This is a genomic window from Amycolatopsis sp. SID8362, assembly GCF_010550475.1.
In the GTDB taxonomy this organism is placed as follows: Bacteria; Actinomycetota; Actinomycetes; order Mycobacteriales; family Pseudonocardiaceae; genus Amycolatopsis; species Amycolatopsis eburnea.
The window spans coordinates 1-14,045 of sequence record NZ_JAAGNB010001055.1 but is presented as its reverse complement, the minus strand read 5'-3'; the positions used below and the strand labels follow the sequence as shown (position 1 = coordinate 14,045).

Below are 14,045 nucleotides of genomic sequence, written 5' to 3'. Positions count from 1 at the left end.
CGCAAGGCGCGGTCCGAGCGGTCGGAGACGCGCGCGGAGCGCACCGCCGACCTGACGCCGGCGGAGGTCGCGCAGCTGCGGCAGGCGCTGGCCGAAGACCCGGAGAAGGGCCGCGAGATCGCCGCGGGCAAGCCGTCGATGCACGAAGTCGTCGAGCTGCCGGCGCTGGACCTCGACGACCCGAGCCTGAGCGAGCGCGACCGGGCGCTGCTGCGCGAGCTGCACGCCGAGCTGGCCGAGCGCGAGCGGGCCGAGGCGGCGAAGATGCGGCTCAACGGCGCTTCCCGCTCCGGCGGCGACCAGCGCGGCTGGACCGCCCCCTAGGCTTTGCGGCGCAAAGCGGCACTTTCACGTGAAAGTGCCGCTTTCGCTGTGTCTGGGATGCCACAACTGCGCGACGGGACGTCGGGTACCGGAGGTATGTTGCCCGGGTGGAGCAGCCAACGGAGTTTGTCTTCGACATCCCGGTCGGCGCCGGGGTAGCCACCCGCGCCAACGCCGACGGCCCGCCGGCGACGCCGAAGGACGCGGCGACCGTGATCCTGGTCCGGGACGGCGCCGACGGCGTCGAGGTCTTCCTGCAGCACCGGGTCAAGGGCATGCCGTTCGCCGGCGGGATGACCGTGTTCCCCGGCGGCGGGGTCGACCAGCGCGACGCGGACGCGTCGGTGGCGTGGGCCGGCCCGGAGCCGTCGTGGTGGGCCACGCGGTTCGGCTGTGACGAGGCCCTCGCCCGCGCGCTGACCTGCGCGGCGGTGCGCGAGACGTTCGAGGAGTCGGGCGTGCTGCTCGCGGGCGGCGCGGAAACCGTGCTCACCGACGTCGAGCCGTACGCCGCCGCCCGCCAGGCCTTGGAGACGCGAGAGGTGTCGCTGGCCGGGTTCCTCGCCGACGCGGGCCTGACGCTGCGCGCCGATCTCCTCCGCCCGTGGGCGCACTGGATCACGCCCGAGCAGGAGCCGCGCCGCTACGACACCCGGTTCTACGTCGCGAAGCTGCCGGAGGGCCAGCAGGCCGACGGGGCGACGTCGGAGGCGTCGAGCTCCGGCTGGCAGCGCCCCGAGGACGCGATCGCCGACGCGCGCGAAGGACGGCGGATGCTGATGCCGCCGACATGGCTGACGCTCACCGAGCTGGCGCAGTTCGCGACGGCCGACGACGTGCTGGCCGCGCCGCGCGAGATCGTCCGGATCGCGCCGACGCTGATCCGCGAAGACGACCACGTCCGAGTCGTGCTGGAGAAGCGATGAGCGCCCCCGCGTACGGCGTGCTGCGCCAGGTGACCGAGACGGCTTCGGTGCTGCTGGAGAACAACCCGTCGTCGATGACGCTCGAAGGCACCAACAGCTGGGTGCTGCGGGCGACGCCGTCGGCGCCGGCCGTGGTCGTCGACCCGGGGTACCGCGACCTCGACCACCTCGAGCTGCTGGCCGGCGTTGGTCCGGTCGAGCTGGTCTTGCTGACCCACTTCCACCCCGACCACGCCGAGGGCGCGCCGTGGTTCGCCGAGCGCGTCGGCGCGCCGGTGCGGGCGTTCGACCCCTCGCTGTGCGTCGGCGCGTCGTCCTTCGCGGACGGTGAGGTGATCGAGGCCGGCGGTCTTTCCCTGCGGGTCCTGCACACCCCCGGCCACACCGACGACTCCGTCTCGCTGGTGCTCGACGGCCAGGTGCTGACCGGCGACACCATCCTCGGCCGCGGCACCACGGTGCTGCACGACCTCGGCGACTACCTGCGCTCGCTGCGCAAGCTCATCGAGCTGCCGCCGGGCACGACCGGCCTGCCCGGGCACGGTCCGGAGCTGCCCGACCTGCCGGCTACCGCGCGTGAGTACCTCGCCCACCGGGAACAGCGGCTCGACCAGGTGCGTTCCGCTCTTCAGGAGCTGGGGGTGGACGCCACGCCGCGCCAGGTCGTCGAGGTCGTGTACGCCGACGTCGACCGGGCGCTGTGGGCGCCCGCCGAGCTGAGCGTGCAGGCGCAGCTGGACTACTTGCGGTCGGAGGAACAGGGATGAGCAACGTCGAGGTCGAGTTCTACTGGCGCCCGGGGTGCGGCTTCTGCGCCGCGCTGGACCGGCCGATGTCGAAGAGCGGCTTCAACATCCGCAAGATCAACATCTGGGAGGACCCGGCCGCGGCCGCACGCGTGCGCGAGGTCGCGAACGGGAACGAGACGGTCCCGACCGTCATCGTCGGGTCGACGGCCATGGTCAACCCCTCCTTCGCCGAAGTCGAGGCCGCCGTCAAGGCAGCTTCGGCGGCCTGATGGTGCCGGGCGGCGTTCCGTGCAGGAACGCGGCCCACACCTCGCGCAAACCCGTCTCTGCTTCGAGGCCCTTCGGTGCGCCTTCGAGCATCGGCGCCGCCCAGACGTCGTGCGTGCCGAAGAGGAACGGGATGTCGATGCAGTGGCAGGCGCCGAACCGGTTGCCGGGCGCCTGCCAGTCGAAGCGGTAGGCGACGGCGTCGAGCTTCGCCACCAGCCGGTCGCTGGTGAAGAAGCTGTTCGCCTGCTCGATGACGTCTTGGGGCGCGTCGGGAATGAAGGCGCGTAGCTCCTCGCGCGTCCAGCTGATCAGCGCGGGCCCACGCGGTGCGGCTTCGATCAGGTCGGCCGCGACGAGGTCGTCGTCGGCGACCAGCTGGAACGGCGGCTCGATCGAGCCCGGCTTGCCCGGGACCGCGAGCTGCGCGGCCAGCAACCGCTCGACCGGGGCGGTCCGGATGTCGTTGCCGCCCAAGGCTTCGGTGAACTTCTCGGCGGACATTGCGGCTTCGTCTCTTGTGGACGGTCGCATGCCGAGCGGTGCGCTCTGCAGCGCGATCCGCTTGATCAGGCCGTTCGCCCGCGGCGACGACCACAGGGCGAGCGTCGACTGCGCGCCCGCCGACTGCCCGCCGACGGTGATTTCGGCGGGGTTCCCGCCGAACGCGGCGATGTTGTCCCGCACCCAGCCGAGCGCGGCCAGCTGGTCGGCGATCCCGATGTTCGGCGGAATCCCTTCGGCGCTCAGGAACCCGAGGACGCCGAGACGGTAGTTGAGCGTCACGACGACGACGTCGGCCTCCCGGGCCAGGCGCGTGCCGGTGTACCAGACCTGGCCGCCCGAACCGCTGGAGAACCCACCGCCGTGGATCCACACCAGCACCGGCCGGCTCCCGGTCGTCGACGGCGTGAAGACGTTGAGGGACAAGCAGTCTTCGCTCTGCGGCAGGGGCATCGGCCCGAGCGCGTGCTCCAGCCGAGACGGCGGCTGCGGCGCGGCGGGACCGGGTTCGAGCGCGTCCTTCACCCCGCTCCACGGCTTCGGTTTCTGTGGCGGTTCGAAGCGTTTCGCGGTGGCGTAAGGGATTCCTCGGAAGGAGCCTCGCTCGCCGCGAACGCGTCCGGTGGTGGTTTCGACGATCATCGTGCCTCCTCGAAGTACAGGGCGGCGCCACCCGCGTCCTCGGCGCGGACGAAGAACCCGCCCGGCCGGGTGGTCGTCGAGACGTGCTCCTCGACCAGTTTCCGCGCCTTCGCGAGGTCCGTGACGACCACGCCATGAGCGGCGAAGTAGGGAAGTGCTTTCGGGGTTTCGCCAGGCAGGACGGTGTCGAGATCGCTCACACCTTCGATGTCCACCAGCCGGTCTTCGCCGGTGATCACGGCGTAGCGGTCCCGGTACGCGCCGACTTCGTCGTCCGGCACGACCAGCAGGATTCCGGCGACGCCGCGGGCGCCGTTCGGGTGCCCGAGGTAGCGCGGCTGGTGGACGTACTCCGGGGTGAGGTGCTCGGCCGTGTGCAGGATGCCCTCGGGGGTGCGATCCCGTCTGATGTGGACACTGCGGAAGCGCGCGGTGCGAGTGCCTTCCGGCAGTTCGACGTCCCGCTGCAGCTTCAGCACGCCCGAGTTCGAGAGCCCGGCTTCGCGGAGCCGGCGCTCGGCTTCCGCGGAGTCGCCGACGCCAAAGGAGCAGCCGTGCAGGCCGTCGCCGCGGGCGTCCAGGATCGGCAGGACGCGCCACGGATCCCCGGCGGCTTCGTCGACGATGCCGATCAGTTCGAGGAACGAGTCCCCGAAGTAGGCGCAGCGGTTCGCGGTGCAGCTCGGCACGGGTTCGCTGTCGCCGGTGCGCGACGCGAAGTGCCGCGAGGACGGGCTCAGTGTGAAGCCGAGTTCTTCGTAGCGCCGCCAGGTTTCGGCGTACTTCCTGGTCAGGAAGACCGTGTGGTCGATGGGCATGCCTCGAGCTTGGTCGCCCGCCTGCCTTTTCTCCGTTCACGGCGAGTTTGTGCCCGGAATCCGACACCGCTTAGGCTCTTCTGGTGGAATCCGGCCTGCTCGACGACCTCGACCGGCGGTTGGCGCACGCGCTGCAGCTCGACGGCCGCGCGTCGTTCAGCACGATCGCGGCGGTGCTGGGCGTCTCGGACCAGACGGTGGCCCGCCGGTACCGGAAGCTGCGCTCGTCCGGCGTGCTGCGCGTGGTCGGCGTCCCGGAAGCGGCGCCGCTGGGCCAGGTCCACTGGCTGATCCGCCTCGGCTGCGTCCCGGACGCGGCGGCCGCGATCGCCGCCGCGCTGGCCCGCCGCGACGACACGCAGTGGGTCAGCCTGATGTCCGGCGGCACGGAGATCGTGTGCTTCATCCGGGCGCCGCTGCGCGAGCAGGCGGACGGCCTGCTGCTGGGCCAGCTGCCGAAGACACCCCGGGTGGTGTCCATGACGGCGTACCGGCTGCTGCGCCGGTTCGCCGGCGGACCCGCGGGCTGGCCGGGCCGGTCGAGCGCGCTGTCGGCCGCGGAGGTGGCCGCGTTGCGCCGCGAGCCGGTCTCCGGGGTGGTGTACCACCCTGAGCCCGGCGACCCGGCCCTCCTGGCGGCGCTGGCCCACGACGGCCGAGCCGACATATCGACATTGGCCACGGCGTCGGGCCGCTCGGAGTCGACGGTCCGCCGTCGCCTGGAGGCGCTGAGGTCGTCGGGAGCGCTGTACTTCGACGTCGAGGTCGACGCGGCCCTGCTGGGCTACCCCCTGACGGCGACGCTCTGGCTGACGGTGGCCCCATCGGCCCTGGAGTCGGCAGGCCAGGCCCTGGCCACCCACCCCCAGGTCGCCTTCGCGGCGGCGACCACGGGCCCGGCCAACCTGGTGGCCAACGTCGGCTGCCGCGACGACGCGGCGCTGTACTCGTACCTGGCCGACGACCTGGGCGGGCTCCCGGGCGTACGACAGGTGGAGACGGCGCCGATGATCAGGACGCTGAAGCGCTTCGGCACGCTGGCACCGCTGTAGCACCGGAGGCTTTCCGGGCGACTCACCGCCTGTGGACGACGAGCGCGCGATCGACTTCGTACTGAACGGCGAGCAGCACCGCCTGAGCCGCACCGACGTGCTGAGCGCGGCGGCGCGGGGCGGACCGGAACCGATTCGTACGCACTGGGTCTCGATCGGGGACCAGCGGTGGCCGCCGAGGCAGCTCTTCGAGCGCGCTCTGGGTGTGTCGCGGACGGAGTTCATCTCGCACACCGCGATCCGCCAGCTGCGGCGGCTCGGCTTTCCGACGAGCCCGCTGCCCGACGAGCGAGAAGCCCCGGACGAGCCGGAGCAGCCCACCGAGCCGTTGGCACCCCGCAGCGATCTCGGTGCTGCGGTCAAATCCTTCATCGACCTCCACGAGTTCTTTGGGCAGGAAGCCTTGTCCAGTCGCGTCGGGCGGCTGGAAGCCCTCCTCGAGGGCGCCGACAGCGAAACCGTCGACGCCCGGATGGCGCCCGAAGGCCTGACCGACGACCTGCTCAAGGGCGCACTGCTGGTGCGGCAGCACGCCGGCCGGGTCAACGACCTCATCCACGCCGCCGTGATCGTCCGCGCGCTGCCGTCGATCCTCGAACCGGGCGAGCGGATCGTCCGGCGCCCGTCGCTGGCCTCGGGGAACGGCGGCGGTCGCAAGTTCGACCTCGAGACCGATCGCCGGGTGGTCGAGTTCAAGGCCGCCGAGTGGAAGGGCCGCGACACCATGCGCAAACGCATGCTCGTGGCCGATCTCGTCGGCTTGGTCCTCGAGCGCGACGGTCGCCGGGCGGAGCTTTACGTGCTCGGCCGCCAGCCGCTCGATTACCTGCGCACCAGCACCTCGACGGTCGAGTGGGCGCTCGGCCGCTCGTCGCCGAACCTTCGCGAGGCCTACAAGCAGCGCTTCGGAAGCGCCGAGCTGACCGTCAGCCAGTTCACCGCCGGGCCGGCGGCCGACGTCGTCCTGCGGGACCTCAACGAGATCATCGGGTGAGCATCGGCATCAGGTAGTACGTCAGTTCCACCTCCCCCGGCTCCACCGATCGCAGGATGCACGCCCGCATCCCCGGCTGGATCGACAGCACCACGCGCTCCCCGCCGAACGCCTGCAGGGCGTCGAGCAGGTAGCGCGCCTGGAACGACGGTGATGTCCGGCCGCCGCTGACGTCGGCCTTCAGGGTTTCCTCCGCTTCGCCCGTGTCCTGGCGGGCGCTCGCCAGTCGGATCTGGGCGTCGCCGACCTCCAGGGTCAGGACGCGGCGGTCCTCCGCGTACACCCCGACGCGGCGGACGGCCGCCGCCAGGGCGTCCGCCGGTAGGGACACCGTTGTGTCGACCGCGGCCGAGTGGATCGAGTCCTCGGACAGGAAGCCCGCGTCCAGGACCGCCGTGCCGACCAGGCCGCCGGGCCAGCTCACGCCGAACCGGCCCGGGCTGACGTGCAGGCCGACGCGGCCGCGGGCTTGGCGGGCCGCTTCGGACAGCAGGGCCGCCGGGACCAGGACGTCCAGCTCGCCCGGGGTGAGCAGGGGCAGGCGCGCCACCGCCATCCGGTAGCGGTCCGATGCCGTCAGCGTCAGGCGGTCGCCGCCTGCTTGGAGGCGGACGCCCGTGAACAGCGGGAGAGGGTCGTCCTTCGCCGCCGTTCCGGCCACGATCCGCAGCGCCGAGGCGAATGCCGCACCGTCCACTTCGGACACCTGGGCGGGCGGGCCGGCGGCCGCCTCGGTGTCCGGGAGGAGCGGGAGGGCGAAGCGGGCGTTGTCCAGCCGCAGGGCCAGGCGGCTGCCTTCGACGACCAGGCGGACCAGCTCGGCGTCGAGCACCTTCAACGTCTCCACCAGCGGCGCCGCCGGGACGACGACCGAGCCGTCGGTGTGCGTGGTCGCCGGGCAGTCGAACCGGACGGTGAGATCCGGGTCGCTGCCGGCGACGGTCAGCCCCGCCGCGTCGGCCCGCAGCCGCAGCCCGGCGCGGGCGGGCAGCAGGCGCGACGCGGCGGAGACGGCCGCCGAGAGGCGGTGGGCAGGCGCGGTGACGTCCATGCCTCAGAAGCTAGCGGTGGCCACCGACAAAAATCGCGCAGAAGCCCGCTGACCTGCGTAAACGTCAGGCGTTGACGAGAGTGGGCGCGGGAGCGGTGGTCGCCACAGCCGGGCGGACCGTTCCTCGCAGCAGCCAGACCGCCGCCGCGAGCACCAACCCCGCCACGCTCGCCGCCAGGAACGCCGCCGAAGGACCGGCGTGCTCGACGAGGTAGCCGCTCACCGACTGGCCGGCGGCCAGGCCCAGCGTCACCGCCGTCAGCACCCAGCCGAACGCCTCCGCCGCCGTTCCCTCCGGTGCGACCAGCTCGATCGCCGCCGAGTGGGCCGTCGACTGGGGCGTGATCAGCGCGCCCGCGAGCAGCATCATCAGGGCCAGGCCCCACAGCGAAGACGGCCACGCGAGCAGCGCCACCAGCGCGCCGAACCCGCCGAGCAACGCCGGCAGGCGCTGGCCGAGCTGCCGCGGCCACGGGCGCAGGCTGTACGCCACCCCGAACGCCACCGAGCTCAGCGACCACGCCGACAGCAGCAACCCGCCGAACGACGGAGACCCGGCCTCGGTCGCCGACGCCGGGACCGCGACCTCCACGAACCCGATCACCACGCCGAAGCCGAGCGCGGCGAGCGCCAGCGTCCGCATGCCCGGGCTCGCCAGTGCGCCCAGCAGGGAACCGGACGACGTCGTCGACGGGCCCCACGCCCGCACCGCCGGGCTCAGCGCGAACAGCACCGCGCCGGTGAACTGCAGCGCGACGCCCAGCACCAGGCCGGTCCCCGCCCACGGCGCCAGCACCAGCAGCCCGGCCACGCCGGGGCCGAGGATGAAGAAGACCTCCATGCTGATCGCCTCGTAGGAGAACGCCGCGTTGCGCGCGCCTCCCGGTGGCAGCAGCCGCGTCCACAGCGCCCGCGACGCCGACCCGACCATCGGCTCCGACAGCCCGGTCACCGCACCCAGAGCGACGAGCACGGGCGTCGACGCGTGGGACTCGATCGCCGTCACCAGCGCCGCCATCGAGAGCGCCGAGAACAGCGCGACGACGAGCAGCGGCCGCGTCGGCCCGAAGCGGTCGATCAGCCTGCCCTGCACGACGGCGCCGACCGACACCCCGACGAGTGAACCGGCCGAGACGAGCCCGGCGGCGGCGAAGGAGCCGGTTTCGCGCTGGACGTAGAGCAGGGCCGAGATGCCGATCATGGCGATCGGCAGGCGGGCGAGCAGGGACGCGACGACGGGCCGCCGCGCCGCGCGGGTCGTCAGCGCGCTGCGGTAGTCGGCCAGAGACGTACGACCTTCGGAGTGGGACACGCGTACCAGTATGGCGCAGAGTGGTACGTGGGTACCAGTTATTTACGGGTCAGCTGCGTCACCGGGTCTCGATCGGGTAACAGTCACGATATTCTCCGTGAACTCGTGCAACGAAACGACCCCGACCGCGTCCTTGAGAGTGAATGGCCTTGAATTCGTGGGTATGGGCCGTGATGGTTGAACAACAGCACAGAACCCAGCTCCCTCCGGCATATGGGTCGGGGCCTGGTCCGGAGGGCGGGGAGCGCGGATCGTCGGGGGATGGTCCGCGCAACGACGAAGAGCCGGTGCGCCACGTCGGGGGTGGCGCCCGGCTCTTTGTTTTGGTCAAGCAGAAGGCCCCCTCGCCCGCAAGGGTGAGGGGGCCTTCGCCGTGAAAAGACTCAGCGAGCGCGGCGGGCCAGGCGCTCCGGGTCCAGGATCAGCACGCTCTTGCCTTCGAGCCGCAGCCAGCCGCGGTGGGCGAAGTCGGCCAGCGCCTTGTTGACGGTCTCGCGGGACGCGCCGACGTACTGGGCGATCTCTTCCTGCGTCAGGTCGTGCGTGACCCGCAGCAGGCCCGCCTCCTGGCTGCCGAACCGCTGCGCGAGCTGCAGCAGCGCCCGCGCCACGCGGCCGGGGACGTCGGTGAAGATCAGCTCGGCGACCATGTTGTTCGTCCGGCGCAGGCGGCGCGCGACCACGCGCAGCAGCTGCTCGGCGATCTCCGGGCGGGTCGAAATCCACTGGCGCAGGGCCGGGCGGTCCATGGTGACCGCGCGGACCTCGGTGACCGTGGTCGCGCTCGACGTCCGGGGGCCGGGGTCGAAGATGGACAACTCGCCGAACATGTCGGACGGGCCGAAGATGCCCAGCAGGTTCTCGCGGCCGTCCGGGGACTTGCGGCCGATCTTCACCTTGCCGGACTGGATGATGTACAGCTTGTCGCCGGGTTCACCCTCGTTGAAGATGACATGGCCGCGGGGGAACTCCACGGATTCCAAGGTCTGGGCCAGCGCCTCCGCCGCTGCCGGCTCCACACCCTGGAAAATGCCCGCACGGGCCAGGGTTTCGTCCACCTCGGGTGCCTCCTCGTCGAGAAACGTTCACGCCCCTCCCTTGGCTGGAGGAGCGTGACGCCGATCACTTGCGCGTCAGTCTAGGGCGTACTCCCGAGATCGCCCGTCGGACGCGCGCGCCCGCCGGATGATCTCGTTCGAACGTGGAGCCTAACTCCGCACGCGACGCGCGCGTAGCCTGGCTGCCCGTCCGCCCAGCCTACGCAGCCGGAACAGCTCCAGCGCGCGGCCGATGCCGTGCCCGTAGAGCGCCCTGACCTCGTTGGGCTGCGCCTGCTCGAGGAACTCTTCGACCTCGTTCTCCTGCACCGCGACGTGCTTGAGGCGGCTTTCGACGCGCTCCATGAAGAGCGCGAAGAACATGATCACGAGGGGGACCAGGATGACGAACCAGACAGTCATGACCGGACCCCGAAACACTCAGTGAAAAGCATCTACTCCAGATCCTCGCTCATGGCGGCCGGAAAACTGCGCCGAGGTGGTGCTCTGGCGTGTCGGTCGTCCACCGGTGCACTGACCGGCTCGTCCGACGGCGCCCGTAGGCTATCGGGGTGCCTCCTGCCACCACGAACGCCCCCCGTGAGGGCGCTGGTGAAAGCCGATTGGCTCTGGTGAGACGCGCCAGGCGGATGAAGCGTTGCTTGGACGACGTGTATCCCGGCGCCCACTGTGAGCTCGACTTCACCACGCCGCTGGAACTGCTGGTCGCGGTCGTGCTGTCCGCGCAGACCACCGACGTCCGGGTGAACCTGGTCACCCCCGCGCTGTTCAAGCGCTATCGGACCGCCGCCGACTACGCGGGTGCGGACCGCACCGAGCTGGAGGAGTACCTCCGGAGCACCGGCTTCTACCGGGCCAAGGCGAACTCCGTGATGGGGCTCGGCGCGGCGCTGGTCGAGCGCTTCGACGGCGAGGTGCCCGCCAAGCTCGACGACCTCGTCACCCTGCCCGGCGTCGGCCGCAAGACCGCCAACGTCGTGCTCGGGAACGCCTTCGACGTCCCCGGCATCACCGTCGACACGCACTTCGGCCGCCTGGTCCGGCGCTGGGGCTGGACGGCGGAAGAGGACCCGGTCAAGGTCGAGCACGCGATCGGCGAGCTGATCCCCCGCAAGGAGTGGACGATGCTCTCGCACCGGGTGATCTTCCACGGCCGCCGTGTCTGCCACGCCAAGAAGCCCGCCTGCGGCGCCTGCCCGCTGGCCAAGGACTGCCCGTCCTACGGCACCGGCCCGACCGGGTTCGAGGAAGCCGCGAAACTGGTCAAGGGCGTCGAAAAGGACCACATCCTCGCCCTGGCGGCGCCCCGGTGACGAGAGTCACCAAATGGGCGCTCGCCGCCGCGGTGCTGGCGGTGGCGCTGATCGTCGCGCTGCTGCCCCGCGGGGGTGGCGACACCGCCGCGAAGCCGGCCGAGGACCTCGGCCCGGCCCGGACCGCGGCGGCGCTCCAGCCGTGTCCCGCGCCGGGCTCCGGGCCGCCGGTGAAGCAGCTCGAAGGCGTCAAGGCGGAGTGCCTCGGCGACGGCGCGAGCGTCGACGTCGGCCAGGCCCTCGCCGGCGCTCCGGTGCTGGTCAACGTGTGGGCGTCGTGGTGCCAGCCGTGCCGGACCGAGCTGCCCGTGCTCCAGGACTACGCGAAACAGCCGGGTGCCGTGCGCGTCCTCGGCGTCCAGGTGCAGAGCCCGGCGAAGGACGGCTTGGACCTCCTCGCGCGGCTGGGCGTGCACCTCCCGTCGGTGTTCGACGGGGACGGCGGCAGCGGCCCGGTCCGGACGGCGCTCAAGGTGCCCTCCGCGCTCCCGGCGTCCTACCTGGTCACCGCGGGCGGCGAGGTCCGGTTCATCGCGAATCCCCGCACCTTCGGGAACACTGACCAGGTGCGCGCGGCAGTCGAGGGAGCATCGTGATCGGACCACTGGTCGAGCCGGAGTCGGTCCCCGAGTGGCTGCGGCCGCTGGTCAAGGTCAGCGGCGAGGTCGACTCGAAGACGTTCACGCGGTTCAGCCCGCCCGAAGCCGCGTACACGCGCGCCGCGGCGGTCCTCGTCCTCTTCGGCGAGCGGGAAGCCGACGGCGAACCCGACGTCCTGCTCCAGCGGCGCGCCGACACGCTCGGCTCGCACGCCGGCCAGGTCTCGTTCCCCGGCGGCGGCGCCGAGGAGGGCGACGGCGGCCCGATCGGCACCGCGCTGCGGGAGGCCGAGGAGGAGACCGGGGTCGTCCCGTCCGGCGTCCGGCCGGTCGCGGTGCTGCCGGAGCTGTTCGTCCCGGTGTCCGGGTTCGCGGTGACGCCGGTGCTGGCGCACTGGGCGGAGCCGTCGCCGGTGCACGCGGTCGACCCGGCCGAGACGGCGTCCGTGGCCCGCGTCGCCGTCGCCGACCTGGTCGACCCGGCGAACCGGTTCACGGTCAAGAAGGCCGGCGCGCCGTGGAAGGGGCCGGCCTTCGAGGTCAGCGGCCTGTTCGTGTGGGGGTTCACCGCCGGGTTGCTGTCGGTCCTGCTGAGCCTGGGAGGCTGGGAGCGCGACTGGGACCCGGGCGACGTCCGGGACCTCGACGAGGCGCTGGCCGCGTACCGGGCGCGCGTGGACGGGGAAGGATGACGCCGTGAACTGGGTCGATGTGCTGGTCCTGCTGCTCGCGTTGCTGGCGGCGGTGTCCGGCGCGTACCAGGGCGTGATCATCGCGCTGCCGTCGCTGGTCGGGGTCGTGCTCGGCGCGGTCGTCGGCATCAAGCTGGCGCCGGTGGTGGTCTCGTTCTTCGACGACCCGGTGTGGAAGGTCGCCTTCGCGGTCGCGACCGTCGTGTTCCTCGTCGCGTTCGGCGAGGCCATCGGCGTCTACGTGGGGCGCAAGCTCCGGCAGAAGATCCGGCCCGACAAGCTCTCCGGCGTCGACAAGACGCTCGGCGCGGTCGTGCAGGCCCTGGTCGTCTTCGTGGTCGCGTGGCTGATCGCGACGCCGCTGACGACCGTGTCCGGCCTGCCGGGGCTGGCCAAGGCGATCAACGGCTCGGTCGTGCTCGGCAAGGTCAACGACACGATGCCGGCGGCCGCGCAGGGCTTCCCGAGCCAGCTGCGCAAGCTGCTCGACGCGTCCGGCTTCCCGTCCATCATGGATCCGTTCGAGAAGGCGCCGACGGCGGACACCTCGCCGCCGGACCCCGCCCTGCAGGGCAGCGGGACCGTCCAGGAGCTGCACGGCAGCGTGGTCAAGATCCGCGGCAGCGCCAGCTCGTGCTCGCGGTCCCTCGAAGGCAGCGGGTTCGTCATCGCGCCGCAGCGGGTGATGACGAACGCGCACGTCGTGGCCGGCACCGACACCGTCGGCATCGAGACGACCCAGGGCGACTACCCCGCGCGCGTCGTCTACTTCGACCCGGAGGTCGACATCGCAGTGCTCGCCGTGCCGCGGCTGCGCGCCGAGCCGCTGCAGTTCGCCCCGGAGACGGCGCGGGCGGGCGACAGCGCGATCGTGCTCGGCTACCCGCTCGACGGCCCGTACCGGGCGACGCCGGCCCGCGTGCGCGGCCGGATCAACCTGCGGGGCCCCGACATCTACGAGGCCAACACCGTCCAGCGGGACGTCTTCACGGTCCGCGCGGAGATCCGCAGCGGCAACTCCGGTGGCCCGATGGTGACTCCGGACGGCAAGGTCATCGGCGTCGTCTTCGGCGCGGCGGTGGAGGACCCGGAGACGGGCTTCACGCTGACGGCCGAGCAGGTCCGCGCCGAGGTCGACGCGGCACCGTCGCAGACGTCGAACGTGTCGACCGGCTCCTGCGCCGCCTAACGCCCGAACCGCAGCGCGATGCCGTCCAGCAGCGCCCGCATGCCCGACTCGAAGATGTCGTCGAGCACCAGGTCGTAGCCGGTTTCGGTCAGGTCGGCGAGCATCCGCGTGAACGTCGGGTGCCCGGCCGTCATCGCCGCGACGGCAGGCCCCTGGTGGTCCATCCAGTCGTCCTCGGTCAGCCCGGAGGACGCCAGCGCGCTCTGCTCGCGTTCCAGGTGGATGGCCATGCCCTGGACGTGGCTGAAGAACAGGACGTGCAGGTCGCAGAGGGTCGCGGCGTCCACCCCGAGCTCGGCCAGCGCGGACAGCGCCCACTCGCCGTGGGTGGCCAGGTTGCGCAGCGGCAGCGGCCTCGTGACCGGCCCGAGCTGCGCCAGCCACGGGTGGCGCTTGAAGAGCGACCAGAGCGTGCGGCCGCCGAGCGTCAGCCGCTCGCGCCAGTCGCCAGACGGCTTGGCCGGGTAGCCGCGCTCGCCGAACGCGGCGTCGGCCATGAGCAGCACCAGCTCGTCCCGGCCGCGCACGTACCGGTACGGCGCCATCGGGGCGACC

At 72.1% G+C, this 14,045-nt stretch carries 16 protein-coding genes and 1 pseudogene; 10 read left to right on the top strand and 7 right to left on the bottom strand.

Features of this window, described 5'->3' with window-relative positions; translation table 11 throughout:
- The 4 genes and pseudogenes from G3I65_RS32890 to G3I65_RS32875 form a co-directional block, all read left to right on the top strand.
- Positions 1-324, top strand: a pseudogene (locus G3I65_RS32890) (hypothetical protein); the annotation flags it as partial.
- Between the two features lie 107 nt (positions 325-431).
- Positions 432-1,250 (top strand): NUDIX domain-containing protein, encoded by an 819-nt coding sequence (locus G3I65_RS32885; RefSeq protein WP_160699549.1) that lies wholly within the window; start codon positions 432-434, stop codon positions 1,248-1,250.
- Positions 1,247-2,017, top strand: coding sequence for an MBL fold metallo-hydrolase (locus tag G3I65_RS32880; RefSeq protein ID WP_160699548.1), 771 nt, complete (start codon positions 1,247-1,249; stop codon positions 2,015-2,017). Before G3I65_RS32885 ends, G3I65_RS32880 begins: the two co-directional genes overlap by 4 nt.
- Positions 2,014-2,268, top strand: a complete 255-nt coding sequence (locus G3I65_RS32875; RefSeq protein WP_160699547.1) for a glutaredoxin domain-containing protein — start codon at positions 2,014-2,016, stop codon at positions 2,266-2,268. Before G3I65_RS32880 ends, G3I65_RS32875 begins: the two co-directional genes overlap by 4 nt.
- Here the strand turns inward: G3I65_RS32875 and G3I65_RS32870 are convergent.
- Both G3I65_RS32870 and G3I65_RS32865 read right to left on the bottom strand, forming a co-directional pair.
- A complete protein-coding gene (locus tag G3I65_RS32870; protein ID WP_160699546.1) occupies positions 2,246-3,412 on the bottom strand; it encodes a carboxylesterase family protein in 1,167 nt (388 codons plus the stop codon). The genes G3I65_RS32875 and G3I65_RS32870 overlap by 23 nt on opposite strands.
- Positions 3,409-4,230 carry a VOC family protein gene (locus tag G3I65_RS32865; protein WP_160699545.1) on the bottom strand — a complete coding sequence of 274 codons (822 nt, stop codon included), beginning with the start codon at positions 4,228-4,230 and terminating at the stop codon, positions 3,409-3,411. The genes G3I65_RS32870 and G3I65_RS32865 overlap by 4 nt, the downstream gene beginning before the upstream one ends.
- 83 nt (positions 4,231-4,313) lie before the next feature.
- Between G3I65_RS32865 and G3I65_RS32860 the strand changes: the two genes are divergently transcribed.
- Together G3I65_RS32860 and G3I65_RS32855 are read left to right on the top strand one after the other, a co-directional pair.
- Positions 4,314-5,282, top strand: coding sequence for an Lrp/AsnC family transcriptional regulator (locus G3I65_RS32860; RefSeq protein WP_160699544.1), 969 nt, complete (start codon positions 4,314-4,316; stop codon positions 5,280-5,282).
- A 31-nt stretch (positions 5,283-5,313) separates the two neighbouring features.
- Positions 5,314-6,276: a hypothetical protein gene (locus G3I65_RS32855; RefSeq protein WP_160699543.1), complete on the top strand. Its 963-nt coding sequence runs from the start codon at positions 5,314-5,316 to the stop codon at positions 6,274-6,276.
- On the opposite strand, the gene G3I65_RS32850 is transcribed toward G3I65_RS32855, so the two are convergent.
- The 4 genes from G3I65_RS32850 to G3I65_RS32835 form a co-directional block, all read right to left on the bottom strand.
- Positions 6,266-7,327: a DNA polymerase III subunit beta gene (locus G3I65_RS32850; RefSeq protein ID WP_160699542.1), complete on the bottom strand. Its 1,062-nt coding sequence runs from the start codon at positions 7,325-7,327 to the stop codon at positions 6,266-6,268. The two genes, G3I65_RS32855 and G3I65_RS32850, sit on opposite strands and share 11 nt — an antisense overlap.
- A 64-nt stretch (positions 7,328-7,391) precedes the next feature.
- Positions 7,392-8,639 (bottom strand): MFS transporter, encoded by a 1,248-nt coding sequence (locus G3I65_RS32845; protein WP_375336744.1) that lies wholly within the window; start codon positions 8,637-8,639, stop codon positions 7,392-7,394.
- A 383-nt stretch (positions 8,640-9,022) separates the two neighbouring features.
- Positions 9,023-9,697 carry a Crp/Fnr family transcriptional regulator gene (locus G3I65_RS32840; RefSeq protein ID WP_003081747.1) on the bottom strand — a complete coding sequence of 225 codons (675 nt, stop codon included), beginning with the start codon at positions 9,695-9,697 and terminating at the stop codon, positions 9,023-9,025.
- A gap of 150 nt (positions 9,698-9,847) precedes the next feature.
- Positions 9,848-10,099, bottom strand: coding sequence for a hypothetical protein (locus G3I65_RS32835; protein WP_013230551.1), 252 nt, complete (start codon positions 10,097-10,099; stop codon positions 9,848-9,850).
- A 227-nt stretch (positions 10,100-10,326) separates the two neighbouring features.
- On the opposite strand from G3I65_RS32835, the gene nth reads away from it, so the two are divergent.
- The 4 genes from nth to G3I65_RS32815 are packed head-to-tail and all read left to right on the top strand — an operon-like array spanning position 10,327 to position 13,490.
- The gene (gene nth / locus G3I65_RS32830) at positions 10,327-11,010 is read left to right on the top strand and encodes an endonuclease III (RefSeq protein WP_160699541.1); all 684 of its coding nucleotides are present in this window, start codon (positions 10,327-10,329) and stop codon (positions 11,008-11,010) included.
- Positions 11,007-11,606 carry a TlpA disulfide reductase family protein gene (locus tag G3I65_RS32825; protein WP_160699540.1) on the top strand — a complete coding sequence of 200 codons (600 nt, stop codon included), beginning with the start codon at positions 11,007-11,009 and terminating at the stop codon, positions 11,604-11,606. Before nth ends, G3I65_RS32825 begins: the two co-directional genes overlap by 4 nt.
- The gene (locus G3I65_RS32820; RefSeq protein ID WP_160699539.1) at positions 11,603-12,301 is read left to right on the top strand and encodes a CoA pyrophosphatase; all 699 of its coding nucleotides are present in this window, start codon (positions 11,603-11,605) and stop codon (positions 12,299-12,301) included. Before G3I65_RS32825 ends, G3I65_RS32820 begins: the two co-directional genes overlap by 4 nt.
- Before the next feature lie 4 nt (positions 12,302-12,305).
- Positions 12,306-13,490, top strand: coding sequence for a MarP family serine protease (locus G3I65_RS32815; protein WP_160699538.1), 1,185 nt, complete (start codon positions 12,306-12,308; stop codon positions 13,488-13,490).
- Here the strand turns inward: G3I65_RS32815 and G3I65_RS32810 are convergent.
- Positions 13,487-14,045: TetR/AcrR family transcriptional regulator C-terminal domain-containing protein (locus G3I65_RS32810; RefSeq protein WP_203612578.1), on the bottom strand; the 559-nt coding region annotated here is incomplete at its 5' end. The genes G3I65_RS32815 and G3I65_RS32810 overlap by 4 nt on opposite strands.

Coding starts and splice junctions, on each gene's coding strand:
- G3I65_RS32865 (WP_160699545.1), bottom strand. CDS start 4,230: ATGCCCATCGACCACACGGTCTTCCTGACCAGGAAGTACGCCGAAACC.
- G3I65_RS32835 (WP_013230551.1), bottom strand. CDS start 10,099: ATGACTGTCTGGTTCGTCATCCTGGTCCCCCTCGTGATCATGTTCTTC.
- G3I65_RS32880 (WP_160699548.1), top strand. CDS start 1,247: ATGAGCGCCCCCGCGTACGGCGTGCTGCGCCAGGTGACCGAGACGGCT.
- G3I65_RS32870 (WP_160699546.1), bottom strand. CDS start 3,412: ATGATCGTCGAAACCACCACCGGACGCGTTCGCGGCGAGCGAGGCTCC.
- nth (WP_160699541.1), top strand. CDS start 10,327: ATGAAGCGTTGCTTGGACGACGTGTATCCCGGCGCCCACTGTGAGCTC.
- G3I65_RS32850 (WP_160699542.1), bottom strand. CDS start 7,327: ATGGACGTCACCGCGCCTGCCCACCGCCTCTCGGCGGCCGTCTCCGCC.
- G3I65_RS32875 (WP_160699547.1), top strand. CDS start 2,014: ATGAGCAACGTCGAGGTCGAGTTCTACTGGCGCCCGGGGTGCGGCTTC.